At 66.3% G+C, this 24,319-nt stretch carries 22 protein-coding genes; 7 read left to right on the forward strand and 15 right to left on the reverse strand.

From position 1 onward, the window contains the following. Window positions 1-1,103 precede the first annotated feature (1,103 nt). From QZM67_RS24020 to QZM67_RS24045, 6 genes are all read right to left on the reverse strand, one after another. Entirely contained in the window at window positions 1,104-2,078 is a 975-nt protein-coding gene (locus QZM67_RS24020; protein ID WP_043184866.1) for a branched-chain amino acid ABC transporter permease, read from the reverse strand. Then, on the reverse strand, window positions 2,078-2,962 hold the full coding sequence (locus QZM67_RS24025) for a branched-chain amino acid ABC transporter permease (protein WP_043184865.1): 885 nt from the start codon (window positions 2,960-2,962) through the stop codon (window positions 2,078-2,080). Before QZM67_RS24025 ends, QZM67_RS24020 begins: the two co-directional genes overlap by 1 nt. Window positions 2,963-3,090: 128 nt before the next feature. Beyond that, window positions 3,091-4,290, reverse strand: a complete 1,200-nt coding sequence (locus QZM67_RS24030) for an ABC transporter substrate-binding protein (protein WP_043184862.1) — start codon at window positions 4,288-4,290, stop codon at window positions 3,091-3,093. A 76-nt stretch (window positions 4,291-4,366) separates the two neighbouring features. Then, window positions 4,367-5,122 carry an ABC transporter ATP-binding protein gene (locus QZM67_RS24035; protein ID WP_175023470.1) on the reverse strand — a complete coding sequence of 252 codons (756 nt, stop codon included), beginning with the start codon at window positions 5,120-5,122 and terminating at the stop codon, window positions 4,367-4,369. Then, window positions 5,119-5,898: an ABC transporter ATP-binding protein gene (locus QZM67_RS24040; protein WP_021160426.1), complete on the reverse strand. Its 780-nt coding sequence runs from the start codon at window positions 5,896-5,898 to the stop codon at window positions 5,119-5,121. Before QZM67_RS24040 ends, QZM67_RS24035 begins: the two co-directional genes overlap by 4 nt. Before the next feature lie 458 nt (window positions 5,899-6,356). Continuing rightward, entirely contained in the window at window positions 6,357-8,042 is a 1,686-nt protein-coding gene (locus QZM67_RS24045; protein WP_301807092.1) for a GMC family oxidoreductase, read from the reverse strand. Between the two features lie 169 nt (window positions 8,043-8,211). Between QZM67_RS24045 and QZM67_RS24050 the strand changes: the two genes are divergently transcribed. Then, window positions 8,212-9,111, forward strand: coding sequence for a LysR family transcriptional regulator (locus tag QZM67_RS24050; RefSeq protein WP_301807094.1), 900 nt, complete (start codon window positions 8,212-8,214; stop codon window positions 9,109-9,111). Window positions 9,112-9,248: 137 nt separating this feature from the next. Next, window positions 9,249-9,782 (forward strand): class IV adenylate cyclase, encoded by a 534-nt coding sequence (locus QZM67_RS24055; RefSeq protein WP_301807096.1) that lies wholly within the window; start codon window positions 9,249-9,251, stop codon window positions 9,780-9,782. Between the two features lie 55 nt (window positions 9,783-9,837). Here QZM67_RS24055 and QZM67_RS24060 read toward each other — a convergent pair whose 3' ends face one another. Further along, complete coding sequence (locus QZM67_RS24060; RefSeq protein WP_006408082.1) at window positions 9,838-10,323, reverse strand: Lrp/AsnC family transcriptional regulator; 486 nt, start codon at window positions 10,321-10,323, stop codon at window positions 9,838-9,840. A gap of 139 nt (window positions 10,324-10,462) precedes the next feature. Here QZM67_RS24060 and phhA point away from each other — a divergent pair, with 139 nt between their 5' ends. Then, the gene (gene phhA, locus QZM67_RS24065; protein ID WP_222106646.1) at window positions 10,463-11,356 is read left to right on the forward strand and encodes a phenylalanine 4-monooxygenase; all 894 of its coding nucleotides are present in this window, start codon (window positions 10,463-10,465) and stop codon (window positions 11,354-11,356) included. A 133-nt stretch (window positions 11,357-11,489) separates the two neighbouring features. Continuing rightward, the gene (locus tag QZM67_RS24070) at window positions 11,490-11,798 is read left to right on the forward strand and encodes a 4a-hydroxytetrahydrobiopterin dehydratase (RefSeq protein WP_039352208.1); all 309 of its coding nucleotides are present in this window, start codon (window positions 11,490-11,492) and stop codon (window positions 11,796-11,798) included. A gap of 92 nt (window positions 11,799-11,890) precedes the next feature. On the opposite strand, the gene QZM67_RS24075 is transcribed toward QZM67_RS24070, so the two are convergent. Further along, window positions 11,891-12,121 (reverse strand): DUF3717 domain-containing protein, encoded by a 231-nt coding sequence (locus QZM67_RS24075; RefSeq protein ID WP_034183818.1) that lies wholly within the window; start codon window positions 12,119-12,121, stop codon window positions 11,891-11,893. A 122-nt stretch (window positions 12,122-12,243) separates the two neighbouring features. Between QZM67_RS24075 and QZM67_RS24080 the strand changes: the two genes are divergently transcribed. Further along, on the forward strand, window positions 12,244-12,936 hold the full coding sequence (locus QZM67_RS24080; RefSeq protein WP_006401494.1) for a response regulator transcription factor: 693 nt from the start codon (window positions 12,244-12,246) through the stop codon (window positions 12,934-12,936). A gap of 119 nt (window positions 12,937-13,055) precedes the next feature. After that, window positions 13,056-14,540 (forward strand): sensor histidine kinase, encoded by a 1,485-nt coding sequence (locus tag QZM67_RS24085; RefSeq protein ID WP_301807099.1) that lies wholly within the window; start codon window positions 13,056-13,058, stop codon window positions 14,538-14,540. Between the two features lie 122 nt (window positions 14,541-14,662). Here QZM67_RS24085 and QZM67_RS24090 read toward each other — a convergent pair whose 3' ends face one another. The 7 genes from QZM67_RS24090 to mnmC all read right to left on the reverse strand — a co-directional run bounded on the left by QZM67_RS24090 (window position 14,663) and on the right by mnmC (window position 23,549). Then, entirely contained in the window at window positions 14,663-15,193 is a 531-nt protein-coding gene (locus QZM67_RS24090; RefSeq protein WP_175023475.1) for an SET domain-containing protein, read from the reverse strand. A gap of 179 nt (window positions 15,194-15,372) precedes the next feature. After that, window positions 15,373-16,485, reverse strand: coding sequence for an NADH:flavin oxidoreductase/NADH oxidase (locus tag QZM67_RS24095; RefSeq protein WP_043184843.1), 1,113 nt, complete (start codon window positions 16,483-16,485; stop codon window positions 15,373-15,375). 215 nt (window positions 16,486-16,700) lie between these two features. Then, entirely contained in the window at window positions 16,701-17,411 is a 711-nt protein-coding gene (locus QZM67_RS24100) for a glutamine amidotransferase (protein ID WP_301807102.1), read from the reverse strand. 28 nt (window positions 17,412-17,439) lie between these two features. Then, window positions 17,440-18,078, reverse strand: a complete 639-nt coding sequence (locus QZM67_RS24105; protein WP_043184842.1) for a MarR family winged helix-turn-helix transcriptional regulator — start codon at window positions 18,076-18,078, stop codon at window positions 17,440-17,442. 508 nt (window positions 18,079-18,586) lie between these two features. Next, window positions 18,587-19,702 (reverse strand): YbdK family carboxylate-amine ligase, encoded by a 1,116-nt coding sequence (locus QZM67_RS24110; RefSeq protein WP_043184841.1) that lies wholly within the window; start codon window positions 19,700-19,702, stop codon window positions 18,587-18,589. A 14-nt stretch (window positions 19,703-19,716) separates the two neighbouring features. Next, on the reverse strand, window positions 19,717-20,931 hold the full coding sequence (locus QZM67_RS24115; protein WP_175023477.1) for a cation:proton antiporter: 1,215 nt from the start codon (window positions 20,929-20,931) through the stop codon (window positions 19,717-19,719). Between the two features lie 671 nt (window positions 20,932-21,602). Then, window positions 21,603-23,549 carry a bifunctional tRNA (5-methylaminomethyl-2-thiouridine)(34)-methyltransferase MnmD/FAD-dependent 5-carboxymethylaminomethyl-2-thiouridine(34) oxidoreductase MnmC gene (gene mnmC, locus QZM67_RS24120; RefSeq protein ID WP_301807106.1) on the reverse strand — a complete coding sequence of 649 codons (1,947 nt, stop codon included), beginning with the start codon at window positions 23,547-23,549 and terminating at the stop codon, window positions 21,603-21,605. A gap of 388 nt (window positions 23,550-23,937) precedes the next feature. Between mnmC and QZM67_RS24125 the strand changes: the two genes are divergently transcribed. Next, window positions 23,938-24,216 carry an HU family DNA-binding protein gene (locus tag QZM67_RS24125; RefSeq protein ID WP_006401505.1) on the forward strand — a complete coding sequence of 93 codons (279 nt, stop codon included), beginning with the start codon at window positions 23,938-23,940 and terminating at the stop codon, window positions 24,214-24,216. Window positions 24,217-24,319: the final 103 nt, after the last annotated feature.

Genomic DNA, 24,319 nt, shown 5'->3' on the forward strand with positions numbered 1-24,319 from the left:
GCTGCTCGAAAAAGCCACGGGTCGCTCGGGCGGCTCCCGGTCCCCAAAAACAAGTTAATAATTTAACTATCTCGCCTGGCCACGCCTACGCTCGTTTTCCCGTGAAACGCCGCATCCGCGACAGCGCCCGGACGGCACCGCGCATGCATGCGCCAGCTGCCGGTCGAAACGGTCGTTCGACCGTCACGATGCGCAGCAGCGGTGTCGTCTGGATGAAGGAAGCGGAGAAATGCGGAATCGTGCGGGCGCTCGATGCATGCGCAACGATCAAGGCAACGCGCGTCGATCCGGCCTGATGCGGCCAGGCCCGCGAGCGGCGCACGATCGGGAAGCCGGCCGCTCATGCGCGTGCAGATGTGAAGTCCGATACGGATGCGCGCGCAACGACCGGCGATGGCGCCGGGACGCGCCTACAGCCCGCAGAACGGCTCGAGAAGGCCACGGCGACAACCGGCCCACCCCACGACGAACGAACGGCACCAGCCGCCCTTCCTGCCCCGATCCATCGTCCTGCGCTGCTCATCCAACCGTACTCCCTCTTCTGCATTCTGCTTGTAGGAGAACTGCCGACCGATTTTCCCGACCGCGCGGTCGGCGAAAGCTGAGTGTAACGGACGCGTTTTGCGCACGCCAACCGGGTTAGCCCGAACGGCTGGTGCGCGGTTGCGCATCGTCTGCGAGCGGATAGCGGGAAATGGGAAAACGGGGGGACGCGGCGAAGCGCGGAAGAAGCGCGGTGCGAACGCAAGCGCGGAAAACGGCCACTGCGCTGGCCGATGCACCATCGGCGGAAATCCGTGCACGCAAATGAAAAAGCGCTGTTGGATTCCGTCCAACAGCGCTTTGGGGTCCGGGCACTTTGTGCCTCGATTGTCTCCTCGTTCTCCACCTGCAAATTCGTTTCGCGGTGCATCAGAACTGAGACGAAGATTAAATTACCTTTCACACTGCGACAACTTAGCATTTACCCCTATGGTGCATCGCCGCACGAAAATGGGGCACCAGCCAACCGCGCGGCGCCGGCCCGAGCCCGCTGCGACGCCCTTCCGGAGCATGCCGGATGGTGCTTCGCATCAACGCCCGGTGACGCGCGCCGCACGCATTCAGGACGCCCTGAGCGGCTTGATCCGCGCGACCATCTCGCCGACGATCCCGCGCCGGAACGCAAGCACGCATGCGATGAAGATCAGCCCCGTGACGATCGTCGCCGATTCGCCGAGCGAATGGAACCAGCCGATGCCGGTCGCCGATGCGAGCCATTCGCCGATGTCGCCGAGCCGGTCTTCCAGCGCAACGATCAGCGCCGCGCCCAGCAGCGGCCCGAACAGCGTGCCCATCCCGCCGACGAGCGTCATCAGTACGACGAGGCCCGACATCGTCCAGTACGCGTCCGACAGCGTCTCGAAGCCAAGCACGAGCACCTTCAGCGAGCCGGCCAGCCCCGCGAGGCCCGCCGACAGGATGAACGCGAGCAGCTTGAAGCGGTCGGTGTCGTAGCCGAGCGAGATCGCACGCGCTTCGTTCTCCTTGATCGCGACGAGCACCTGGCCGAACGGCGAATGCACGACCCGCACGATGAATGCGCACGCGGCCACCACCACGGCCAGCACGACGTAGTACAGCGCGACGTCGTTCGACAGGTCGAGCAGCCCGAACAGGTGCCCGCGCGGCACGCCCTGCAGACCGTCCTCACCGTGCGTGAACGGTGCCTGCAGGTAGATGAAGTAGACCATCTGCGCGAACGCGAGCGTGATCATCGCGAAGTAGATGCCCTGCCGCCGGATCGCGAACAGCCCGACGACGAGCCCGAGCAGCGTCGCGGCAACCGTGCCGACGAGCACGCCGAGCTCCGGCGTGAAACCGAGCGTCTGCATCGAATAACCGGTCGCATAGCCGGCGGTCGCGAGAAACATCGCATGGCCGAACGACAGCAGCCCCGTATAGCCGATCAGCAGGTTGAATGCGGCCGCGAACAGCGCGAACGTGAGCACCTTCATCACGAACACCGGGTACGCGCCGATGAACGGCGCGGCGAGCAGTGCGGCGAGCAGCACGCCGTAGAGCACTTTTCTCTGCATCATTTTTCCTTGCCGAAGAGGCCCGCCGGGCGGAACAGCAGCACGATCGCCATGATCACGAACACGACGGTGGCCGACGCTTCGGGGTAGAACACCCGCGTGAAACCCTCGATCACGCCGAGCAGCAGGCCCGTGACGATCGAGCCGAGGATCGAGCCCATCCCGCCGATCACGACCACCGCGAACACGGTGATGATCATCGGCTGGCCCATCAGCGGCGACACCTGGATCACCGGCGCGGCCAGCACGCCCGCGAACGCGGCGAGCGCGACGCCGAAGCCGTAGGTGAGCGTGATCATCATCGGCACGTTCACGCCGAACGCCTCGACGAGCTTCGGGTTCTCGGTGCCCGCACGCAGGTAGGCGCCGAGGCGCGTCTTCTCGATCACGAACCACGTCACGAGACACACCGCGAGCGACGCGACCACCACCCACGCGCGGTAGTTCGGCAGGAACATGAAGCCGAGGTTGGTGGCGCCGGACAGCTGCGACGGTACGTCGTACGGCTGGCCGGACGAGCCGTAGATCGACCGGAACACGCCTTCGACGACCAGCGTGAGCCCGAACGTGAGCAGCAGCCCGTACAGGTGATCGAGCTTGTACAGCCAGCGCAGCATCGAGCGCTCGATCACGATCCCGAACGCGCCGACGACCAGCGGCGCGATCACGAGCATCGCCCAGTACGGCAGCCCGAAATACGACAGGCCCATCCACGCGAGCATCGCGCCCAGCATGAACAGCGCGCCGTGCGCGAAGTTGATCACGTTGAGCAACCCGAAGATCACCGCGAGCCCGAGGCTCAGGATCGCGTAGAACGAGCCGTTGACGAGCCCGAGCAGCAACTGGCTCAGCATCGCCGGCAACGGAATGCCAAAGATTTCCATCGACTTAGCCGTCAGAATGAGTGTCGTTGCGCGCGCAACCTTCATGCGTTGCGCACGCGGGCGGCGCAGCGGGCACATCGCGGCAGCCGCCACCGAGCGGCACGCCCGCGCGCGCCGCTACGCCCTGCTTACTTCCACAACGCGCAGCGCGATTCCTGCTTGGTCGCGAACGCCTGTTCGCCCGGAATCGTCGCGAGCACCTTGTAGTAATCCCACGGCTCCTTCGATTCCGACGGCTTCTTCACTTCCATCAGGTACATGTCGTGGATCATGCTGCCGTCCGTGCGGATGTAGCCCTTCGCGTAGAAGTCGTTGATCTTGATCTTCTTCAGCTCGGCCATCACCTTGTCGGAGTCGGTCGTGCCGGCAGCCTGGACGGCCTTCAGGTAGGTCGTCACCGATGAATAGTCGGCCGCCTGCAGGCTCGACGGCATCTTCTTCATCTTGCCGAAGTAGCGCTGCGCCCACTGGCGCGACGCCGCATCGCGGTTCCAGTACCAGCTGTCGGTCAGCACGAGGCCCTGCGTCGTCTCGAGGCCGAGGCTGTGCACGTCGTCGATGAACATCAGCAGCGCGGCTAGCTTCATCGTCTTCGTGATGCCGAATTCCTTCGCGGCCTTGATCGCGTTGATCGTGTCGCCGCCGGCGTTCGCGAGGCCGAGGATCTGCGCCTTCGACGCTTGCGCCTGCAGCAGGAACGACGAGAAATCCGACGCGGACAGCGGGTGACGCACCGCGCCGAGCACCTGGCCGCCGTTCGCCTTCACGACATCCGACGTGTTCTTCTCGAGCGCCTTGCCGAACGCATAGTCGGCGGTCAGGAAGAACCACGTCTTGCCGCCCTGCTTCACCACCGCCGAGCCGGTGCCCTTCGCGAGCGCCATCGTGTCGTACGCGTAGTGGACCGTGTACGGCGTGCACTGCTCGTTCGTCAGCGTGTCGGCGCCCGCGCCGATGTTGATGTAGACCTTCTTCTTCTCGGCGGCGACCTGGTTCATCGACAGCGCGGTGGCCGAGTTCGTGCCGCCGACCAGCAGGTCGAGCCCGCCGCGGTCCATCCATTCGCGCGCCTTCGACGCGGCGATGTCGGCCTTGTTCTGGTGATCGGCATAGACGACCTCGATCGGCTTGCCGAGCACCTTGCCGCCGAAATCGGCCACTGCCATGCGGATCGCTTCGAGACCGCCCTGCCCGTCGATATCCGCGTAAAGCCCCGACATGTCGGTGATGAAGCCGATCTTCACGGTATCCGCGGCCTGCGCGGCGCCGGCGGTGAATGCGGCGGTCGCGAGTGCGAGACAGGCGTGTGCGAGGGTCTTCATTTTCATTGACGTCTCCTGTTGTTCTGATGCGTTGTGGTTGTTCGAAGCCGCCACGGCTAGCGGCAAGAGAGACGGGGCGGCGTCACACCCCGAGCAGGTCGTGCAGGGTCGGCATCTTGCTTTCCAGTTCGGCCGCCTGGAAATGTTCGACGATGTTGCCGTGCTCCATCACGTAGAACCGGTCGGCGAGCGGCGCGGCGAAGCGGAAATTCTGTTCGACCATCACGATCGTGTAGCCGCGTGCCTTCAGCGCGACGATCATCCGCGCAAGCGCCTGCACGATCACCGGTGCGAGGCCTTCGGAAATCTCGTCGAGCAGCAGCAGGTTCGCGCCGGTGCGCAGGATCCGCGCGACCGCGAGCATCTGCTGCTCGCCGCCGGACAGGCGCGTGCCCTGGCTCTGCCGGCGCGACGCGAGGTTCGGGAACATCGTGTAGATCTCGTCGATCGACATCGCGTGGTCGCGCGGCCCGATCGGCGGCGGCAGCATCAGGTTCTCCTCGCACGACAGGCTCGAGAAGATCCCGCGCTCCTCCGGGCAGTAGCCGACGCCGAAATGCGCGATGCGGTGCGTCGCAAGGCCGATCGTTTCGTTGCCCGCGACCTTGATCGACCCGCTGCGGCGGCCCGTGAGGCCCATGATCGCGCGCAGCGTCGTTGTGCGGCCCGCGCCGTTACGGCCGAGCAGCGTGACGACCTCGCCGCGATGCACTGTCAGGTCGACACCGTGCAATATGTGGGATTCCCCGTACCAGGCCTCCAGGCCCGTGATCTCCAGCGCGGGCGTGCCGCTTTCGACGCCGCTCAATTCGCGTTCCTCCCGTGCGCTGTGCTTCATGCGTGCGCCCCCGCGAGCGCCGCGTCGGCGCTGCCCATGTAGGCCTCGATCACGAGCGGATTCTTCGACACTTCCGCATACGAGCCTTCGGCGAGCACCTCGCCGCGTTGCAGGACGGTGATCGTGTCGGAGATGCCCGCGATCACGTTCATGTTGTGCTCGACCATCAGGATCGTGCGGCCGCTCGCCACCTTCTTGATCAGCGCGGTCACGCGGTCGACGTCCTCGTGGCCCATCCCCTGCGTGGGCTCGTCGAGCAGCATCAGTTCGGGCTCCATCGCGAGCGTGGTCGCGATCTCCAGCGCGCGCTTACGGCCGTACGCGAGCTCGACGGTCGGCACCTGCGCGAAATCGGTGAGGCCGACCTGCGTGAGCAGGTCCATCGCGCGGTCATCGAGCCGCTTCAGCGTGCGTTCGCTGCGCCAGAAATGGAATTCGGTGCCAAGCGCGCGCTGCAGGCCGATGCGCACGTTCTGCAGCGCGGTCAGGTGCGGGAACACGGCCGAGATCTGGAACGAGCGGATGATGCCGCGCCGCGCCACCTGCGCGGGCCGCTCGTCGGTGATGTCGATCCCGTTGAAGACGATCTGGCCGGCCGTCGGCGTCAGGAACTTGGTGAGGAGGTTGAAGCAGGTCGTCTTGCCCGCGCCGTTCGGTCCGATCAACGCATGGATCGCACCGCGACGCACACGCAGGTTCACGCCGTTGACGGCCGTGAAACCCCTGAATTCCTTGGTCAGTCCGCGTGTTTCCAGAATCGTGTCGCCGAGAATCATGTTCCCTTCCGTACGAAGTCAGGCGAAGCACCGGGAAGATTCGCGAGAAGCGTCCGCGAAACAGGTCAGCGGATGAGCGGGCTGCCCCGGGCGCCGTGTTACGCCTCGAGGGTGGTCTCCCGCGCCGACGCGTATGCACACTGCGCCACATTGTCTCGCCGTTGGTGCAGTGCAATCATCGGGATTTGCACTTATAGGGCTGGCCGCCATGTCGCGCGCGGCTGTGCACGGTTTTTCACCCTGCTTTTTTGACACGTGCATCATCGTCCGTCGCCCTTCCGCACGGCCCGGCACGCACGCAACAAAAAAGCCGTGCGACTGCACGGCTTGCATGGATCTTGCCGGCGAACCGGCACAATCGGCGCCATCGGCACCGGCGCTGCAACGACAGCTTGTTTCGCATAGCGAATCAGCGGGCGGCATCGTAACGGCCCGCTGTCGTGCGTGTCAGCGTTTCGTCACGCGGCTGTCACCGCGGCCTCCGTGCGCACCGGCGTCGCTTCACGCGCCGCGCGTCGATCGGCACGGATCATGTCGCTCGCGCGTTCGGCGATCATCAGCGTCGGCGAATTGGTATTGCCCGACGTAATGAACGGCATCACCGACGCGTCGACGATCCGCAGCCCGGCGATGCCGCGCACGCGCAACCGGCTGTCGACCACCGCGCGTTCATCGTCGGCACGCCCCATCCGGCAGGTGCCGACCGGATGGAAGATCGTCGTGCCGACCGCGCCGGCCGCCTCGATCAGCTCGGCTTCGCTCCGGTACTGCAGGCCCGGCAGGATTTCCTCGGGGCGATAGCGCGCGAGCGCCGGCGCGGACGCGATCCGGCGCGTGAGGCGCAGCGCGTTCGCGGCGACGTGGCGATCGTGGTCGGTCGACAGATAGTTCGGCGCGATCGCGGGTGCCGCGCCCGGATCGGCGCTCGCGATATGCACGCTGCCGCGCGACGTCGGCCGCAGATGGCACACGGACGCCGTAAACGCGTTGAAGCTGTGCAGCGGCTCGCCGAAGCGTTCGAGCGACAGCGGCTGCACGTGGTATTCGAGATCGGGGCGCGTGAGGGCGGGATCGTCGGGATCGGATTTCGCGAACGCGCCGAGCTGCGACGGCGCCATCGACATCGGCCCGCGCTGCAGCAACGCATATTCGGCGCCGATCATCAGCTTGCCCCACCAGTGCGCGGACAGCGTGTTGAGCGTGCGCACGCCTTCGACGCGAAACGCCATCCGCAATTGCAGGTGATCCTGCAGGTTTTCGCCGACGCCCGGCAGATCCTGCACGACGTCGATGCCGAGCGCCTGGAGCCGCCGGCCATCGCCGACGCCCGACAGTTCGAGGAGCTGCGGCGAATTCACCGCGCCGGACGTCAGCAGCACCTCCGAGCGCGCTCGCGCGACGTAATCGGTGCCGCCGCCGCGATACTCGACGCCCACCGCGCGCCGCCCGTCGAAAATCACGCGCTGCGCCTGCGCGCCGGTGATCACGGTCAGGTTCGGGCGCGCCATCGCGGGCCGCAGGAACGCCTTCGACGTATTCCAGCGCACGCCGCGCTTCTGGTTCACCTCGAAATAGCCGACCCCGGTATTGTCGCCGCGGTTGAAATCGTCGGTTGCCGGGATGCCCGTCTGCTGCGCGGCCTGCGCGAACGATTCGAGGATCTCCCAGCGCAGCCGCTGCTTCTCGACGCGCCAGTAACCGCCCGCGCCGTGCGCGTCGCTCGCGCCTGCATGGTGATCCTCGCTGCGCTTGAAGATCGGCAGCACGCTGTCCCACGACCAGCCGGCGTCGCCGGTTTCCTGCGCCCAGCTGTCGTAATCCTCGCGCTGGCCGCGCATGTAGATCATCCCGTTGATCGACGAGCAGCCGCCGAGCACGCGGCCGCGCGGATACGACAGCGCACGGCCGTTGAGCGCGGCTTCCGGTTGCGTCTTGTACAGCCAGTCGGTGCGCGGGTTGCCGATGCAATACAGATAGCCGACCGGGATGTGGATCCAGTGATAGTCGTCCTTGCCGCCCGCTTCGAGCAGCAGCACGTGGATGTCGGGATCTTCGGTCAGGCGGTTCGCGAGCACGCAGCCCGCGGTGCCCGCACCGACGATCACGTAATCGAATTCGCCTTCTAGCGTGCGTTGGGTAGTCATGTTGTCTCCTGTCACGCGGCGCGATACCGCGCGCGTCATTTCCAGCATAGTGCGTCGCCCGCCGCGCTTGCGGCCCCGCGCCACGACCGATGAAGCGTACTCCGGCAGCCGCCCGCCGATCCAATGAGTTATGCTGAACTGCGTTATAAGCTGCGCTCATATCACGACGATGGATCTCACCCTGCTCCGCGCGTTCGCGACGGTCGCGCGCGAAGGCAACCTGACGCGCGCCGCCATACACCTGCACCTGACACAGCCAGCCGTCAGCCTGCAGATCAAGCATCTGCAGGAAACGCTCGGCGTCACGCTGTTTACCCGCACGTCGCGCGGGCTCGCGCTCACGCGCGACGGGCAGACGCTGCTGCCGCATGCGGAACGGGCGCTCGCCGCGGCCGCCGACGTGCAGCGCGCCGCTGCTGCGCTGCGGCACGAGGTGCGCGGCCGGCTGCGGATCGGCACGATCCTCGATCCGGGCTTCCTGCGGCTCGGCGGCTTCCTGCGCGCGCTCGTCGAAACCCATCCGCAGATCGAAACCGCACTGCGGCACGGGATGTCGGGCTGGGTGATCGAACAGGTGCGCACGCAGGCGCTCGACGTCGGCTACTACATCGGCCGGCCGGGCGAGGACGATCCACTCGACGGTGCGCTGTTCCACACCGTCACGCTCACGCATTTCCAGTACCGCGTGCTCGCGCCGGCCGGCTGGAGGGAGCGCGTGCAGCGAGCGCACGACTGGCGCGCGCTCGCCGCGCTGCCGTGGATCTGGACGCCGCCGGCATCCGCGCACCACCGGCTGCTGTCGCGGCGCTTCGCGGATGCCGGCGCGCAGCCGGTCAAGGTTGCCGAGGTCGACCAGGAGCAGTCGATGCTCGATCTCGTCAAATCGGGCATCGGCTTGACGCTCGCGCGCGACTCGACCGCGCTGGCCGAAGCGCACGCGCATGCGCTGACGATCGTCGAACGCGTGACGGTGCCGACCGAACTGACGTTCGTGGCGCTCGCCGAGCGGCGCGACGAACCGGCGATCGCGGCGGCGCTGCGGCTCATCGAAGCCCAGTGGGCGGTATGAGCGGTGCTGAAGACGGCGCGGCGCGGCCTGCACGCGTCATCTCGCCATGCCCCCCGCGCGTCGTCACGCCACCGTCTCCGCGTTTTTGCTAGATTGTGCGTTCGCACACCGCGAGACCCCGATTGAAGGAGACCCGCATGGCCCGCAACATCGAGATCAAAGCCCGCGCCCGCGAATTCGACCACCTGCGCGAGCAGGCGGCCAAGCTCGCGACCGAAGCGCCGCTGTTCTATCGCCAGCAGGATTTCTTCTATGACGTGCCGCGCGGCCGGCTGAAGCTGCGCCGCTTCGAGGACGGCACGCCGGCCGAACTGATCTTCTACCAGCGCGACGACCGCGACGGCCCGAAGGCGTCGTACTACACGCGCAGCCCGGTGACGAACCCCGACGCGATGCACGCGCTGCTCGCCACCGCGCTGACCACGCGTGGGATCGTGACGAAGGAACGGCACGTGTATCTCGTGGGCCGCACGCGCATCCACCTCGACCGCGTCGACGGCCTCGGCGATTTCATCGAACTGGAAGTCGTGCTCGGCCCCGATGACGACGAGGCCGGCGGCGAAGCCGAAGCGCACGACGTGTTCGCGAAGCTCGGCGTGTCGCAGGACGATCTCGTCGCGGTCGCCTACGTCGACCTGCTGAACGCCGACACGCCGCACGAAACGGCCTGATCCGGCCCTGCCCTACGGCGGCGCAACCCGCGCCGCCTCCAACCCTGCCGCCGCGTCAGGCGGCGCCGGGCGCCAGGTGCGCGAGCGGCAACGCGCCGTTGCGCTTGAACGTCGTCAGCACGATGTTCGAGCGCACGCTGTCGACGCCCGGCACGCGCATCAGCTTCTTCATCACGAACTGCGACAGCGCGTTCAGGTCCGGCGCGACGATCCGCAGCAGGTAGTCGGCGTCGCCCACCACCGCATGGCATTCGAGCACTTCGGGCAGCACGTCAATCTGCTGCTGGAACTGCTCGATGATCGAATCGCCATGGTGCTTGAGCTTGAGGCTCGTGAACGCGGTGACGCCGAGCCCGAGCTTTTCGGGGCGCAGCATCACGCGGTAGCCTTCGATCACGCCGGCCGCCTCGAGCCGCTGCAGCCGCCGGCCGATCTGCGACGGCGACAGCGGCACCTCCTCACCGAGCTGCTGATGCGTCGCGCGGCCGAAGCGCTGCAGCACGTCCAGCAGCGCGAGATCGAAGTGATCGAGTTCCAGCATGAGTATTCTCCGCATTTATTCGTGATTTGATGCGCGATTATCGCATCATCGAGCGAATCAGCGCCAACATTGCGCCCATTCCGCGCGCAGCCCGCTCTACACTTGCATGGTTCCCAACCGCCACGTGCAGAGCCAGATCATGTCCACCGTCGTCACCGCGAAACTGCAGGAGCAGTTCGATGCGGGCCTCGAAACCCGCGCCGATTTCACCATCGACCAGCCGCTCGCGCGCTACGGCCAGGTCGACCACGCGGTGTGGAAACAGCTCTATGCACGCCAGTCGGCGCTGCTGCGCGGTCGCGCGTGCGACGCGTTCGTCGCGGGGCTCGGGAAGATCGACCTGCCGGCCGATCGCGTGCCGTCGTTCGCCGACGTGAACCGCCAGTTGAAGCCGGCCACCGGCTGGGAGATCGTCGCCGTGCCGGGCCTCGTGCCCGACCGCGTGTTCTTCGAGCACCTGGCGAACCGGCGCTTCCCGGTCACCTGGTGGATGCGCCGCCCCGACCAGCTCGACTACCTGCAGGAACCCGACTGCTTCCACGACCTGTTCGGCCACGTGCCGCTGCTGATCGATCCGGTGTTCGCCGACTACATGCAGGCGTACGGCCGCACCGCACTCGCGGTCGCCGACGACGAAGCGGCGCTGGCGCGCCTCGCGCGGCTCTACTGGTATACGGTGGAATTCGGGCTGATCCGCGACCCGCGCGGCACGAACGGGCTGTCGATCTACGGCGCGGGGATCGTGTCGAGCAAGGGCGAAAGCCTGTACAGCCTCGAAAGCGCGGCGCCGAACCGGCTCGGCTTCGACCTCGAGCGCGTGATGCGCACGCAGTACCGGATCGACACGTTCCAGAAGACCTACTTCGTGATCGACGATTTCTCGCAGCTGTTCGCGCTGGCCGACGTCGACGGCCGTGCGCTGGCCGACCGGCTGGCGACGCTGCCCGAGTTCGCGGCCGGCGCAGTGCTCGATAGCGATCGCGTGCTGCATCGCGGCACGGGCGAAGGCTGGCCCGACGACGCCGACGCGTGACGCGCGCGGGCGCCGCAGCGCGCCGCTGCCGGTCTCCCGATTGCCTTCCCACAACTATGAAACAATGACCGGTGCCGGCTTCGCCGCGCGGCGCAGCCGCGCGCGGGCGCCGTTACCGACCGAGAGGTGCAAGATGATCCACAAGCTCACATCAGAAGAACGCAAGACCCGGCTCGAAGGCCTGCCGCTCTGGACGGCCGTACCGGGCCGCGACGCAATCCAGCGCAGCCTGCGCTTCGCCGATTTCAACGAAGCATTCGGCTTCATGACGCGCGTCGCGATCAAGGCGCAGGAAATGAACCACCATCCGGAATGGTTCAACGTGTACAACCGTGTCGACGTCACGCTGTCGACCCACGATGCCGACGGCCTGACCGAACGCGACATCGAACTGGCGCTGTTCATCGACCGTGCCGGCGCGCACGCGCAACCGGCCGCCTGAGGCCTTCCTCTACCGCCGCGCGTCTTTCGATGCGCGGCGCGTCAACTTTTCATTTCGATGAACGTTTTCTAGGATGTAGTCAGCGGAAGCCTTCAGCTTTCCAAGCCATCCTTAAGGCGCACGTAAGTCTCGTAGGCTTTCCGTGCCTTGGGGTCCAAACCTTCCAGTTGCAGCGCGCTTTCGCGCTGTACAATCAGCAGCGCATACGGCTTGGAAAGCGCGCTGGCCTCTTCGCAGAGTTTGAGTTCGTCGCCGCTCGACGGCGAGCGGGCGCGCCAGAAATTGATCGCGGCTTCTAGGTCGTTGATCGAAATATCGGACATGTTTGGATTTAATCGTTCGCTGGCCGCCATGCTTGATGTCAGGTGTTGCGGCGCCCCTGTGGAAACGGCGTCGTGCTGTCCGCGTGCCTGAACCGCCAACCCATTGTACTTGAGCGAACTTCATGCGACTCCTTCTGATTGAAGACGACCGCCCCATCGCACGCGGTATCCAGAGCAGCCTCGAGCAGGCTGGCTTCACCGTCGACATGGTGCATGACGGCATCTTTGCCGAACAGGCGCTGGCTCAGAACCGCCACGAACTCGTGATCCTCGACCTCGGTCTGCCGGGCATCGACGGGATGACGCTGCTCACGCGTTTCCGCCAGACCAACCGCCACACGCCCGTCATCGTGCTGACCGCACGCGACGAGCTGAACGACCGGATCCAGGGCCTGAACTCGGGCGCCGACGACTACATGCTCAAGCCGTTCGAGCCGGCCGAGCTCGAAGCGCGCATCCGCGCGGTGATGCGCCGCAGCGGCCCGCACAGCGACATGCCGCGTCCGGAAGTGTCGCTCGGCGGCGTCCGCCTGTCGGGCGTCGACCGCCGCATCTTCAACGACGACAAGCCGCTCGAACTGTCGCCGCGCGAATTCGCGGTGCTCGAGATGCTGCTGCTGCGTCACGGCCGCGTCGTTAGCAAGGCCCAGCTGCAGGATCACCTCACGCACTTCGGCGGCGATCTCGGCGACACCGCGATCGAAGTCTACGTGCACCGCGTCCGCAAGAAACTCGAGCAGTGCCGTGTCGAGATCGTCACGGTGCGCGGCTTCGGCTACCTGCTGCAGGAAATCCGCCAGACCGCGAGCGTCTGAGCGGCAGTGCCCGCGCGCCGGCCGGCCTTGTGCGCCGGCGTGCCGCCCTGCCCGCGTCGCCGTCCGGCGCAAGACCGCGCCGCTCCCCGTGAGCGGCGCTTATCCATTTGCCCGTCGAAATGTCTCCTGATCCGGCTGTGACCACCAGCCTGCGCCGCTCGCTGCTTCGGCGCCTCGCCGCCCCGCTGTCGATGCTCGCGCTGATGAGCGGCCTGATTGCCTACTGGCTCGCGTGGCAATACACGCAGCACGTGATCGACCGCTCGCTCGCCGATCTCGCCACCGCCATCTCCAAACAGATCCAGATCGCCGGCCCCGATGCACCGTTCACGGTGCCGCCGCTCGCGCAGGCGATGTTCTCCGATCCCGCCGAAGCGCTGATCTACCGGATCAGCGACGGCGAACAGGAACTCGCCGGCGATCCGAAGCTGCCGCTGCAGGGCATCAACGTGCGCCGCATGCATCACGCATACGTATTCGAGGCCGAATACGACAACCGCGCGGTACGGGTTGCGCAGGTGCGCGTCGACGACGTCGACGGCGGCAAGCCGATGGTCGTCGAGGTCGCGCAACCGGTGCGGCACCGCTACCGGATCGCGGCCGAATTCCTCGTCGCGATCATGATGCCGCTGCTGCTGCTGCTGCTCGCGGGCTGGGGCATCGTGTGGCGCGTCGTGAACCAGCAGCTCGGCCCGCTCACGCACCTGGCCGATTCGCTGAACCGGCAGACCCACACGTCGCTGGAACCGGTCGACGAAACCGAGGTGCCGCTGGAGATCCGGCCACTGACGAGCGCGATGAACGCGCTGCTCGGCCGCCTGAAGACCGCGCTCGACGCGCAGCGCAAGTTCATCGCCGACGCTGCGCACCAGTTGCGCACGCCGCTGACGGCCGTGAAGCTGCACGCCGAGCAGGCAGCCGTGGCGCGTGACCCGCACCAGACCCTCGCCGCGGTGCGCGAACTCCGCGCCGCCGCCGACCGCGCGGTACGGCTGTCCAACCAGTTGCTGTCGCTCGCCCGTGCGGAACCGGGCGAACAGGCCGCACGGTTCGTCGACGTCGACCTCGCGGGGATGGCGTTCGAGACGGGTGCCGAATGGGTGCCGCGCGCACTCGCGTCGCACGTCGACCTCGGCTTCCAGCGCACCGACGATCCGGGTGACGACGAAAAACTGATCGTGCGCGGCAATCCCGTGCTGTTGCGCGAGGTCATCGCGAACCTGCTCGACAATGCGCTGAAGTACGTGCCGCTCGCGCGGCCGGATGGCGCGCGGATCACGGTGAACGTCGCACGTGGCGCGCTCGAGGACGGCCAGTCGGCCGCCGAGATCGTCGTCGAGGACAACGGCCCCGGCGTGCCCGCCAACCAGCAGGCCGACCTGTTCAAGCGTTTCTTCCGCGGCGACGCGCAAAACGGCAACGGTGTCGAGACGGGCGCCGGGCTCGGCCTCGCGATCGTGCACGACATCATCGCGATGCACGGCGGCACCGTATCGTACGAGGATGCATCGGAAGGCGGCTCGCGCTTCGTGGTGAGGGTGCCGCTGACCGCGCGCACCGAGAAGCCGGCCAGCGAAACACCGGCCGCCGCGCCGACGCACTGAGCGATTCGCGGCGCGCCGGCCGCTGGTCGGGCCGCGTGCCGGATGAGGAACGCGGCGAGCACGGCTGCGCGACGCGGCAGCCGGCCGCTGAAACGGCAGCGCACGATGCGCTGCCGCCTGCGTCACTTCTTGCTTTTCTTGTCCTTCGACCGGGACTCGGACTTGCCGTCCTTCTTGTCCTTCTTCTTTTTCTTCTTCCCGCCATCGTCGGACGTCGCGAGCAGCGTGCCGCGGCACGACGCCGCGCCGCAATGGCACGCGTATTCGCGCTTGAGCGTCTTCGTCAGCTTCGCATCGATCACGAGGCCGTAGTCGTAGAACAGCTCCTCTTCCGCCCCGATGTCGCGCAGCGCGTGGATGTATACGCGGCCTTTGACTTCCTCGGCTTCGCAGTTCGGCGCGCACGAATGGTTGATCCAGCGCGCGCTGTTGCCGTCGATCTTGCCGTCGATCACCCCGCCCTCGTCGAGTGCGAAGTAGAACGTATGGTTCGGTTCACTCGGGTCGTGCGGGTGACGGCGCAGCGCTTCCTTCCACGAAATTCGCTCGCCCTTGTATTCCACTACGCGCTCGCCGGCCTTGATCGGCGCCACGGCGAACACGCCCTTGCCGTGTACTCCCGAGCGGCGCACCGCGATCCTGCGTGAACTCATCGAACGAATCCTTGTGAAGACGACTTGAATGGAAGGCGGCCGCGGTCGCAGCCTGGCGTCGCGCAAAACGAAAACGCGGCACCGGTCGGTGCCGCGTCGGGCATGCGGCGAATCACCCGCATCCTACACGTTCGCGATTGCTTCGTTCAACATCACGCGCAATATTGCGCGCTCGGCGCTCAACGCTGGCCGAATGCGATGTCGCCGAACAACGCCTTGTGCTCGCGCGGCTGCGAACGCCAGTATTGCGGCGGCGCCGTCACCTGCGCGCCGAGCTCGGCCGCCGCGTGCCACGGCCAGCGCGGGTCGTACAGCATCGCGCGCGCCATCGCGATGAAATCGGCATCGCCGGCCTCGATGAGCCGGTTCGCATGCGCGGGCTCGTTGATCAGGCCGACGGCAAACGTCGGCATGCCGACCGCGCGCTTCACCGCCTGCGCGAACGGCACCTGGTAGCCGGGTGACAGCGGAATCTTCTGCAGCGGCGACACGCCGCCGGACGACACGTCGATCCAGTCGCAGCCGCGACGCTTCAGTTCGTGCGCGAATGCAATCGTATCGTCGAGCTCCCAGCCGCCTTCGACCCAGTCGGTCGCGGACACGCGCACGCCGACCGGCCGGTCCTCCGGAAACGCCGCGCGCACGATCTCGAAGATCTCGAGCGGAAAGCGCATCCGGTTTTCGAGCGAGCCGCCGTATTCGTCGGTGCGCTGGTTCGCGAGCGGCGACAGGAACTGGTGCAGCAGGTAGCCGTGCGCCGCGTGCACCTCGATTGCGTCGATGCCGAGCCGCGCGGCCCGCTTCGCCGACGCCGCGAACGCTTCGCGGATCCGGTTCAGGCCGGCGGCATCGAGTGCGAGCGGCGGCGTCTCGCCATCCTTGTGCGGCACGGCCGACGGCGCATGCGGCAACCAGCCGCCGTCGGCGACGGACACGAGCTGACCGCCCTGCCACGGCACGTTGCTCGACGCCTTGCGCCCCGCATGCGACAACTGCATCGCGACGCGGACCGGCGAATGCTTGCGGATCGCGGCCAGCACGGGCTTCAGCGCGGCTTCGGTCACGTCGTCCCAGAGGCCGAGGTCGCCATGCGTGATGCGCCCGTCGGGTTCCACCGCGGTCGCCTCGATGCAGAGCAGCCCCGCGCCCGACAGCGCGAGATGGCCGAGGTGAATCATGTGCCAATCGGTCGCTTCTCCGCGCTCGGCCGAATACTGGCACATCGGGGAGATCACGATCCGGTTCGGAAGGGTCACGCCGCGCAGCGTGAACGGGGAAAACAGCGCAGTCATGGAGGCCGCTCGCCAGGAAAGGAAAGAGCGAACGAGCGTAGCACGCAGGCCGGAAGCGTGCTGACGGCGCACCCGGCAGTAAGCGGACGGTCAGGAACGGGCCGCGGCGGGTGGCCGGCGACGCGGCAAACGCGACGCAAACGACGATGCGCCGGCCTGCAACGGATGCGGGCCGGGCAACCCCTCCGCGGCGAACGGCGCCGCGACTGGCAGCGTCAGAGTCCGACGCTGTCGAGCCACTCCGCGAACATGCGTCGTGCGGCCGCCTCGAGCGCGGGGCCGTGCTGTGCGGTATCGGCCCGCAACTGGCGCGCGTCGATGCCGGGCGTCGCCGCGATTTCGCCGGCGTTCGCGATCAGCCACGGTTCGAAGCGGTCGGTGCGGATTTCCGGATGGCATTGCAGCGCCAGCACATGCTGGCCCCATGCGAATGCCTGGTGACGGCAGGCCGGTGTCGACGCGAGATGCATCGCACCGCCCGGCAGGTCGAACGTGTCGCCATGCCAGTGCAGCATCGACGTCGCCGCAGCGTCGAGATGGCGCAACGGCGATGCGCGGCCGGCGTCGGTGAGCGTCAGCGGCGCCCAGCCGAGTTCGTGCTGCGCGGCCGGACAGACGCGCGCACCGAGCGCCCGGGCGATGAACTGCGCGCCGAGGCAGATGCCGAGGATCGGCAGGCCCGCGTCGATGCGATTGCGCACGAGCGCCGTGAGCGGCGCGATCGTCGGATACTGCGCATCGTCGTACACGCTGAGCGGCCCGCCGAGCACGACGAGAAGCGATGGCTCGAGCACGTCGAGCACTTCGACCCGCGACGACCCGACGTCAACGTACCGCACCCGCCGGCCCCGTTCGCCGAGCACCTGCTCGAAGCTCCCGAGATCCTCGAAATGCACGTGGCGGATCGCCACGACTTCAGCGTTCATCATCGGCCTCCCGGTCGATCGACGGACGTCAGCCTGCGAAAATCTTCCAGGTCTTCTTCTGCGTCGCCGCGTCGGCTTCTTCCTGCACCGAGCAGTCGAGACGCAGGTCGCTGTCGGACATCGAGATGTCGAGCGCCGCGCAGTGATGCACGGTCTTCTTCGACAGCTTGCCCGGCTGAAAGTGGGCGCACGTCACGCACATGCGCTGCGGCGGCGTCGCACCGGCCACCTGCAGTTCGCGCAGCGTCTTCAGCAGCGCGCGGTACAGTGCGCCCTGCTCGTCCGCGCCGAGCTTGCCGACGGCTTTCGTCAGGAATTCAGGCCATTGCAGCGCCTTCTTCGCGGCCGTCCGGCCACGGGCCGACAGGCGCACGGCCAGCGCGCGGCCGTCGTCCAGCGCACGGCGCTTCTCGACGAGACCCTTGGTCTCGAGCGTGCTGACGGCATCGCTCGTGGTCGCAGCGGTCAGCTGCGTCTCGCGCGCGATCTCGCCGAGCCGCATCGGGCCCTTGCGCTGCAGCAGCAGCACGAGAATCTCGCCCTGCGTCGGCGTCAGGCCAGCGCCTTCCGCCCAATCCCATGCCTGGCTCCGCATGGCCGTACTCAACCGCAGCAGGCTGTGGGTCACACGTCCCGAAGCCTGATTCCCGTAAACGCCTTCGCTCATAGTCTTTTCGCTTTGCCGCCGCCCGGTTTGCCGAGCGGCCGTAGTGTGGAGATCGAATGTCTATCTCAAAACAGACACGCTCTTGCGAGTGCGTCAGCACGGCCGTCGCGAGGGCACACGCGGCGGTCGCGTTCGCGGCGACCGGTAAGACACGCGTCGTTCCGGTGTCCGCAAAGCCGACATTCTAAGCGAGAGCGGAAAATCGCACAGCTAAGTTATCCCCTTCATTCTGTGGAAAATCGCTGGATAACCGAAATTTTTCGTTGTGCCTGCAATGCCGAACGCCCGCGGAACGGTGCGAACGGACATTTTCCTGTTCGGATCGGCCATCGGGCCGACCGCAATGATCCACCGGGTTATCCCGCGCACAGATCGTTGACTTTGCAGCGGAATATCAAGTTATCCACAGATTTTCAGGACAACCGGCAACGATTTCGGCCTCAATCGAGGCCGCCCGTCGTTCAGTGAATCGCCACTCGGTCGAGCCCGTAATCTGCAAAACATTTTTTCACTCGCGCCAACGTAAGCACTGCTGGCGGACCGTCTCATTGAGCGATTTTTCCTGTTTGAAAACGGTTCTCAACCACGATGCGTCGTTCACGCGCGCCTTGGCCTGCGCGCCGATCTCGTCGAGCGCCGCGCGGGAACCGAGCGCGGCCGCATGCGGCGCGATCCGGTCGAGCGTGTCGAGGATGTCTTCCGCGATCGTGCGGCGCTCACCCGTCTGAGGATTCACGCAGGTGCCCTCGAGCCCGAAGCGGCACGCCTCGAAACGGTTGAACGTGTAGACGAGGTAGTCGTCTTCCGACAGCTTCAGCGGCCGGTCAGTCAGCAGGTAGCGCGCGAGCGTTTGGATGTAGCAGGCGATCGCCGCCGCACGGTCGACCGACAGCGGCGTGTCCATCACGCGCACCTCGATCGTCCCGTAGCCGGGCTTCGGGCGGATATCCCAGTAGAAGTCCTTCATCGAGTTGACGACGCCGGTGTTCACCATCTTCGTGAAGTACTCCTCGAAGCTGTCCCAGGTCAGCACGAACGGCGCGCGGCCCGACAGCGGGAACGCGAACACCGAATTCAGGCGTGCCGAATGGAAGCCGGTGTCGACGTTCTGCACGAACGGCGACGATGCCGACAGCGCAATGAAGTGCGGAATGAAGCGCGACATCGAGTGCAGCAGGAACAGCGCGCTGTCGGGATCGGGGCAGCCGATGTGCACGTGCTGGCCGAACACGGTGAACTGCTTGGCGAGATAGCCGTACAGCTCGGAGATGTACTGGAAGCGCGGCGCATCGTAGATCTGCCGGTCGCTCCATTGCTGGAACGCATGCGTGCCGCCGCCGGCCAGCCCGACGTTGAGCTGGTCGGCCGCCTTCACGAGCACGTCGCGGATCGCGTGCAGTTCGGTGACGGCCTGCTCGTGCGAATGGCAGATGCCGGTCGACAGCTCGATCATGCTCTCGGTGATTTCCGGCGTGATGTTGCCCGGAAAGGTCTCGCCCTGGATCAGGCGCATCAGGTCGGAGGCCGCTTTGGTCAGGTCGTAGTTGTGCGTGTTGACGACCTGGATCTCCAGTTCGACGCCGAACGTGAACGGCTCGGAATTGACGAAGGTTTCGAGTGCCATGGCAGGTTCCGGAATCAGTTGCTGTCGCTGCGCTCACCGACCGCCGACAGGCAGCGGTAGACGATGAACGGGCTGACGAGCTGCAGGATCACGATCGTGCACATCACGATCGCGCGCAGGTGCGGGTCGAAATTCGGATAGAGCTGGTAGGTGTCGTCGACGAGCAGGTACGACAGCGCGGACATCGGCGTGAGCGCGATGCCGAGCGCGATGCCCTGCTTCATCCCGATGCCGCTCGGCTTCGCGAACGCGACGACGCCGGCCAGCTTCGCGACGAGCCGCGTGACGATCAGCACGATCGCGAGCAACCCGCCGAGCGCGATGTCGCCCCACGTGAACGACGTGAGCGTGAGCACGAACAGGATCACCGTCAGCAGCCAGCCGGCCGTGCCGAAATGCTCGGGCCACAGTTGCGGGCGCGCCTCGAGGTTCTTCACGATGATGCCGGCGAGCAGCAGCGTGAGCAGCGTCGACAGCTTCAGCGCCTGGGCGACGGCGATCGCGAGCATCACGAGCCCGAACAAGGCGACGAACGAATGCTCGTCGCGCATCGTCGCGGTCATGTGGCGGAACAGGTAGTTGCACGAACGCGCGACGAGATACGCGACGATGAACGAACCGGCGATCAGGTAGAGCGGCTGCAGGATCGTCGCGAAAACGTTGCCGTACGCTTCCTGATGGAGCCAGCTCGTCACGAGCTTGGTCAGCACGATCGCATAGACGCTGTTGAGCGCGGTGAGCGTGATGAGGCGTTGCGACACCTGCCCTTCCGCGCGCAGTTCGGTCTTCAGCTGGATCACCATCGACGGCGACGTCGCGATCGCGATCGCCGACAGCACGAGCGCGACCATTCCCGATACCCCGAGTGCGAGCATCGCGAACAGCACCAGCACGAACGTCAGCGTGGCTTCGGCGAGGCTCGACGCGACGAGCCACGGATTGCGCCGGATCCAGCGCAGGTCGAGGCGGCTGCCGAGCTCGAACAGCAGCAGGCCGAGCGCGACGTCGATCAAGAGCCGCGAGGTTTCGTCGGTGCTTGCATCGATCACGCCGAATCCGAACGAACCGGCGATGAGACCGATCACCGCATAACCGGTGATGCGAGGCAGACGCCATGCGCGATAGCAAAGCTCGCCACACAGGCCGGCCGCGAACAGCGCGAGCCCCGCCCAGAACACGGCATCCGGCGTGAGCGGCCAGTTGGGCAGGAATGAGAACGCCGACTTCATCGTGGTGACTTCTCCTTTGGAAGCAACCGCCAGCGACGCGGGGTCAAGCGTCAGAAATGGATGCGCGCCGGCTGGGTATCGCCCCGAATGTGATTGCTGTGTCGACGACGGCGGGACATGGGATCCGCCTTTTCCGCCACAGGGCGGAAAGTCGTTCAGGTTGCCGATCTGGATTGTCGGCCTGGTGTGTGAACGGACTGCGCAGTCTCGAAGATTCAGATTCGAAATCGTGCCGACCGTTCCATTGAAGCATGTCCGGCGCCTGGCCGGATGAACGCGAAGGAAACCGATTGTGCCACAGCTTTTTCGGTCTGGAACCCATTGATTCGACTCGCGGCGCTGTGCGGCACCGCAGGTCTTTGGTTTCAAAGGTTTACTTGTATATATACGTAGTAGAAGTTAACAAAGGACGCACAGTTCTGTGGATAACTTCGGTTTACGTCGACAGATCAACGCGTTGGGGAGCCCATAACCCGTTGCACAGACTGTTTGTGCACAGAGGTTTGAGTTGAGCAACTTTCGGGCCGTTTCACAGCTGTGCCGAGTTGCCCAGTTTACGTCCACTGTGATTGCACACGAAGTGCGCGCGGATTCCGCGCGGTTATCCACAGTGTCGAGTGGATAACCTTGCGCGAAAAAGTCGGGAAACTGTGAGCGGCTCGGGTGAGCAGTCAGCCGGCCTGGCCGACGCGGCGCGCGCGCAACGCGCGGATCAGGAAGCGTGCGGGATCGACGGCATCGGCGAGTTCACGTTCGAGCGGCCACGGTTCGCCTTCGAGTTGCGAGGCGATCAGCTCGGCGCCGAGCGCGGCCCAGACGAGGCCGCGCGAGCCGAAGCCGAATGCGCCGTAGAGTCCGGGCAGGCGCGGCAGGTCGCGTGCCTGCGCACCGCCCAGTGCGCGCGCGTTGGCGATGGCGCCCGCTTCGTCGGCGAGCGGGCCGAGCAGCGGCAGACGGTCGCCGACGACCCAGCGGAACGCCACGCGGCCGCGCAGCGTGGCGGGATCCGGCAGGTCGCCGATCAGGCCCGGCAGCAGATGCCGGACGCGCTCGAGGTTTTCGAGGTGGCCCGCCGCGCGCATCGCAGGATCGACGTCGTCGGGTTCGAACGTCGCGCCGATCAGCAGCGTGCCGTCGTCGAGCGGCACCGCGTAACCGTCGCCGATCGTCGGGCACGGCAGCGGTGCCGTGCTGCCGGGGGGCAGCAACGTGAGCTGGCCACGCACCGGTTGCAGCGCGACATGCTGCAGCCCGGCGAGACGCGCGGCGTCGCCGGCGTTCGCGAGCACGACGACGGGCGCTTCGGCCAGCGTGCCGCCTGCCTCGTCCAGTGCATGCCATGCGTCGCCCCGCCGTTCGAGTTTTGCAACGCTGGTGGACGCGAGCAAGCGCACGCGCTCGCCGGCTGCCGCGTATTGAGCCGCGCAAAGGCCGGCCGGCCAGACGGCGCCGCCGTGCGGAAACAGCAGGCCGCCCTGCGCGACCGGCAGGTTCAGATGCGCGCGCGCGGCATCGACGTCAAGCAGCGAGACATAGTCGGACGGTGCGCCGAACGCATCGAATGCATCGCGCATCCGTTCGAAGTCGTCGGCCGATTCGGCGAGATGGATCATCCCGTGCGTGCTGCGCGCAAACGTGTGGCCCGAGCGTTCGAGTGCGCGCCAGCGTGCAATCGCATGCAGGAAGCCGCCGCGCGTGAGGCGGCTCGCGACGTTGTCGTCGCGTGTCATCAGCGGATGGAAAACGCCGGCCGGATTGCCCGACGCTTCGCCCGCGATCCGGTCGTGCCGCTCGATCAGCGTGACATCCCAGCCGCGCGCGGCCAGGCGTTCGACGACCGCGCAGCCGGCCAGGCCCGCACCGATCACGATCGCGCGGCGCGTCGCGACGGGCAGTGCGAGCGGCGGTTCGTGCCGGCGCGCGCGCCAACGCGGCGCATATTCGCCGACGAGCACATCGTCGACCTCGCGATACGTGAAACCCGCTTTGCCGAGTGCGTGTTTCAACACGTCGGAACGCGCATGCGTTGCAAACGTGGCGTGTTCGCCGGCGATTTTCGAGAGTGCGCGGACCACGTCGGTCGAGTGGAGATCCGCGTCGCTCGACGACGCGAAGCCGTCGAGACAGAACGCGTCGGCGCGCGCGACGATCTTTCCCAGCATGTCGATCGCGTCGCCGAACGCGAGCGTGAGCACCACGCGCCCTTCGTCGAATTCGAGCCGATGCAGGCCTGGTACGAGCATCGGCCACGCGTCGGTGAGTGCATCGACATCTGCCGAGATGGTTGTGTTCGCAACTATATGCGAAGTGGCGCGGCGCAGGTCATCGCGCGAGAACGGATGCGGTTCGACTGCGACAAAATGCAGCCGCTCGCAGCGCGCGGGATCGTCGCGCCACGCGGCCCAGGCCGCGAGGAAGCTGCCGCCCGCGCCGAATCCCGTCGCGACGATCGTGAATGTGCGGCGGCCCTGCCAGCGCGCCGGCAGCGCGTTGCCCGCGACGAACACGCGATGCGCAAGCGCGGCTGACGCGCCGCGATGGAGATCGCCGAACTCGGGCGAGACGAGCGTGCCGTCGTCGCGAAGCGCGAGCGTGGCGGGAACAAGTCGGTCGGTCATGCGAAACAAAAAACGTGGCAGCCAAGCCTGGCAAGGGATTGCGCGGAGCCGTCCGACCGGTCGTTGGAAAATGCCAACGGGGCGGCGCACGGGCGGATCGCGCTGCGTATCCTGTCCGGTTGGCGCTGGTCAAAAAACGGGCAGTCGATGATTCATTCGGCGAAATACCGATGAAAATCTTTGAAACCCTTGTCGTTATTGGGTTTGCGCTGCGCTATCATAGCAACGCCGTACCGCGGGGTGGCCACCGGCTAACCGGAGGGCGCGTCGCGCGGGCCAGGATTCGGCGCTGTGTCGTCGGAGTCTGACTCTCGACGGCACGGTTCGCGCACGTATAATCGGCGCGTTCGCGCTGTTCGTGTCAACCTAACCTGATAAAGGAACCTTAATGAACAAACAGGAACTGATCGACGCCGTCGCCGCCCAAACGGGCGCCAGCAAGGCTCAAACCGGCGAAACGCTGGACACGCTGCTCGAAGTTATCAAGAAGGCCGTGTCGAAGGGTGATGCGGTTCAGCTGATCGGCTTCGGCAGCTTCGGTTCGGGCAAGCGCGCAGCACGTACGGGCCGCAACCCGAAGACCGGCGAAACCATCAAGATCCCGGCAGCCAAGACGGTCAAGTTCACGGCTGGCAAGGCGTTCAAGGACGCCGTCAACAAGCGTTAATCCAGCGCCTGTTCCAAGAAAAACCCGCCTTTCGGCGGGTTTTTTGTTGGGTGCGCGCGGCATTTTTGCCACAGTCCGCGACCCTCTTGCAAGATTTAACGGT

The sequence above is a fragment of the Burkholderia sp. AU45251 genome (genome assembly GCF_030482905.1).
Lineage (GTDB): Bacteria > Pseudomonadota > Gammaproteobacteria > Burkholderiales > Burkholderiaceae > Burkholderia > Burkholderia aenigmatica.

Excerpts from the sequence above, each read along its gene's own strand:
- QZM67_RS24020 (WP_043184866.1), bottom strand. The coding sequence starts at position 2,078 with ATGCAGAGAAAAGTGCTCTACGGCGTGCTGCTCGCCGCACTGCTCGCC.
- QZM67_RS24025 (WP_043184865.1), bottom strand. The coding sequence starts at position 2,962 with ATGGAAATCTTTGGCATTCCGTTGCCGGCGATGCTGAGCCAGTTGCTG.
- QZM67_RS24030 (WP_043184862.1), bottom strand. The coding sequence starts at position 4,290 with ATGAAAATGAAGACCCTCGCACACGCCTGTCTCGCACTCGCGACCGCC.
- QZM67_RS24035 (WP_175023470.1), bottom strand. The coding sequence starts at position 5,122 with ATGAAGCACAGCGCACGGGAGGAACGCGAATTGAGCGGCGTCGAAAGC.
- QZM67_RS24040 (WP_021160426.1), bottom strand. The coding sequence starts at position 5,898 with ATGATTCTCGGCGACACGATTCTGGAAACACGCGGACTGACCAAGGAA.
- QZM67_RS24045 (WP_301807092.1), bottom strand. The coding sequence starts at position 8,042 with ATGACTACCCAACGCACGCTAGAAGGCGAATTCGATTACGTGATCGTC.
- QZM67_RS24050 (WP_301807094.1), top strand. The coding sequence starts at position 8,212 with ATGGATCTCACCCTGCTCCGCGCGTTCGCGACGGTCGCGCGCGAAGGC.
- QZM67_RS24055 (WP_301807096.1), top strand. The coding sequence starts at position 9,249 with ATGGCCCGCAACATCGAGATCAAAGCCCGCGCCCGCGAATTCGACCAC.
- QZM67_RS24060 (WP_006408082.1), bottom strand. The coding sequence starts at position 10,323 with ATGCTGGAACTCGATCACTTCGATCTCGCGCTGCTGGACGTGCTGCAG.
- phhA (WP_222106646.1), top strand. The coding sequence starts at position 10,463 with ATGTCCACCGTCGTCACCGCGAAACTGCAGGAGCAGTTCGATGCGGGC.
- QZM67_RS24070 (WP_039352208.1), top strand. The coding sequence starts at position 11,490 with ATGATCCACAAGCTCACATCAGAAGAACGCAAGACCCGGCTCGAAGGC.
- QZM67_RS24075 (WP_034183818.1), bottom strand. The coding sequence starts at position 12,121 with ATGTCCGATATTTCGATCAACGACCTAGAAGCCGCGATCAATTTCTGG.
- QZM67_RS24080 (WP_006401494.1), top strand. The coding sequence starts at position 12,244 with ATGCGACTCCTTCTGATTGAAGACGACCGCCCCATCGCACGCGGTATC.
- QZM67_RS24085 (WP_301807099.1), top strand. The coding sequence starts at position 13,056 with ATGTCTCCTGATCCGGCTGTGACCACCAGCCTGCGCCGCTCGCTGCTT.
- QZM67_RS24090 (WP_175023475.1), bottom strand. The coding sequence starts at position 15,193 with ATGAGTTCACGCAGGATCGCGGTGCGCCGCTCGGGAGTACACGGCAAG.
- QZM67_RS24095 (WP_043184843.1), bottom strand. The coding sequence starts at position 16,485 with ATGACTGCGCTGTTTTCCCCGTTCACGCTGCGCGGCGTGACCCTTCCG.
- QZM67_RS24100 (WP_301807102.1), bottom strand. The coding sequence starts at position 17,411 with ATGAACGCTGAAGTCGTGGCGATCCGCCACGTGCATTTCGAGGATCTC.
- QZM67_RS24105 (WP_043184842.1), bottom strand. The coding sequence starts at position 18,078 with ATGAGCGAAGGCGTTTACGGGAATCAGGCTTCGGGACGTGTGACCCAC.
- QZM67_RS24110 (WP_043184841.1), bottom strand. The coding sequence starts at position 19,702 with ATGGCACTCGAAACCTTCGTCAATTCCGAGCCGTTCACGTTCGGCGTC.
- QZM67_RS24115 (WP_175023477.1), bottom strand. The coding sequence starts at position 20,931 with ATGAAGTCGGCGTTCTCATTCCTGCCCAACTGGCCGCTCACGCCGGAT.
- mnmC (WP_301807106.1), bottom strand. The coding sequence starts at position 23,549 with ATGACCGACCGACTTGTTCCCGCCACGCTCGCGCTTCGCGACGACGGC.
- QZM67_RS24125 (WP_006401505.1), top strand. The coding sequence starts at position 23,938 with ATGAACAAACAGGAACTGATCGACGCCGTCGCCGCCCAAACGGGCGCC.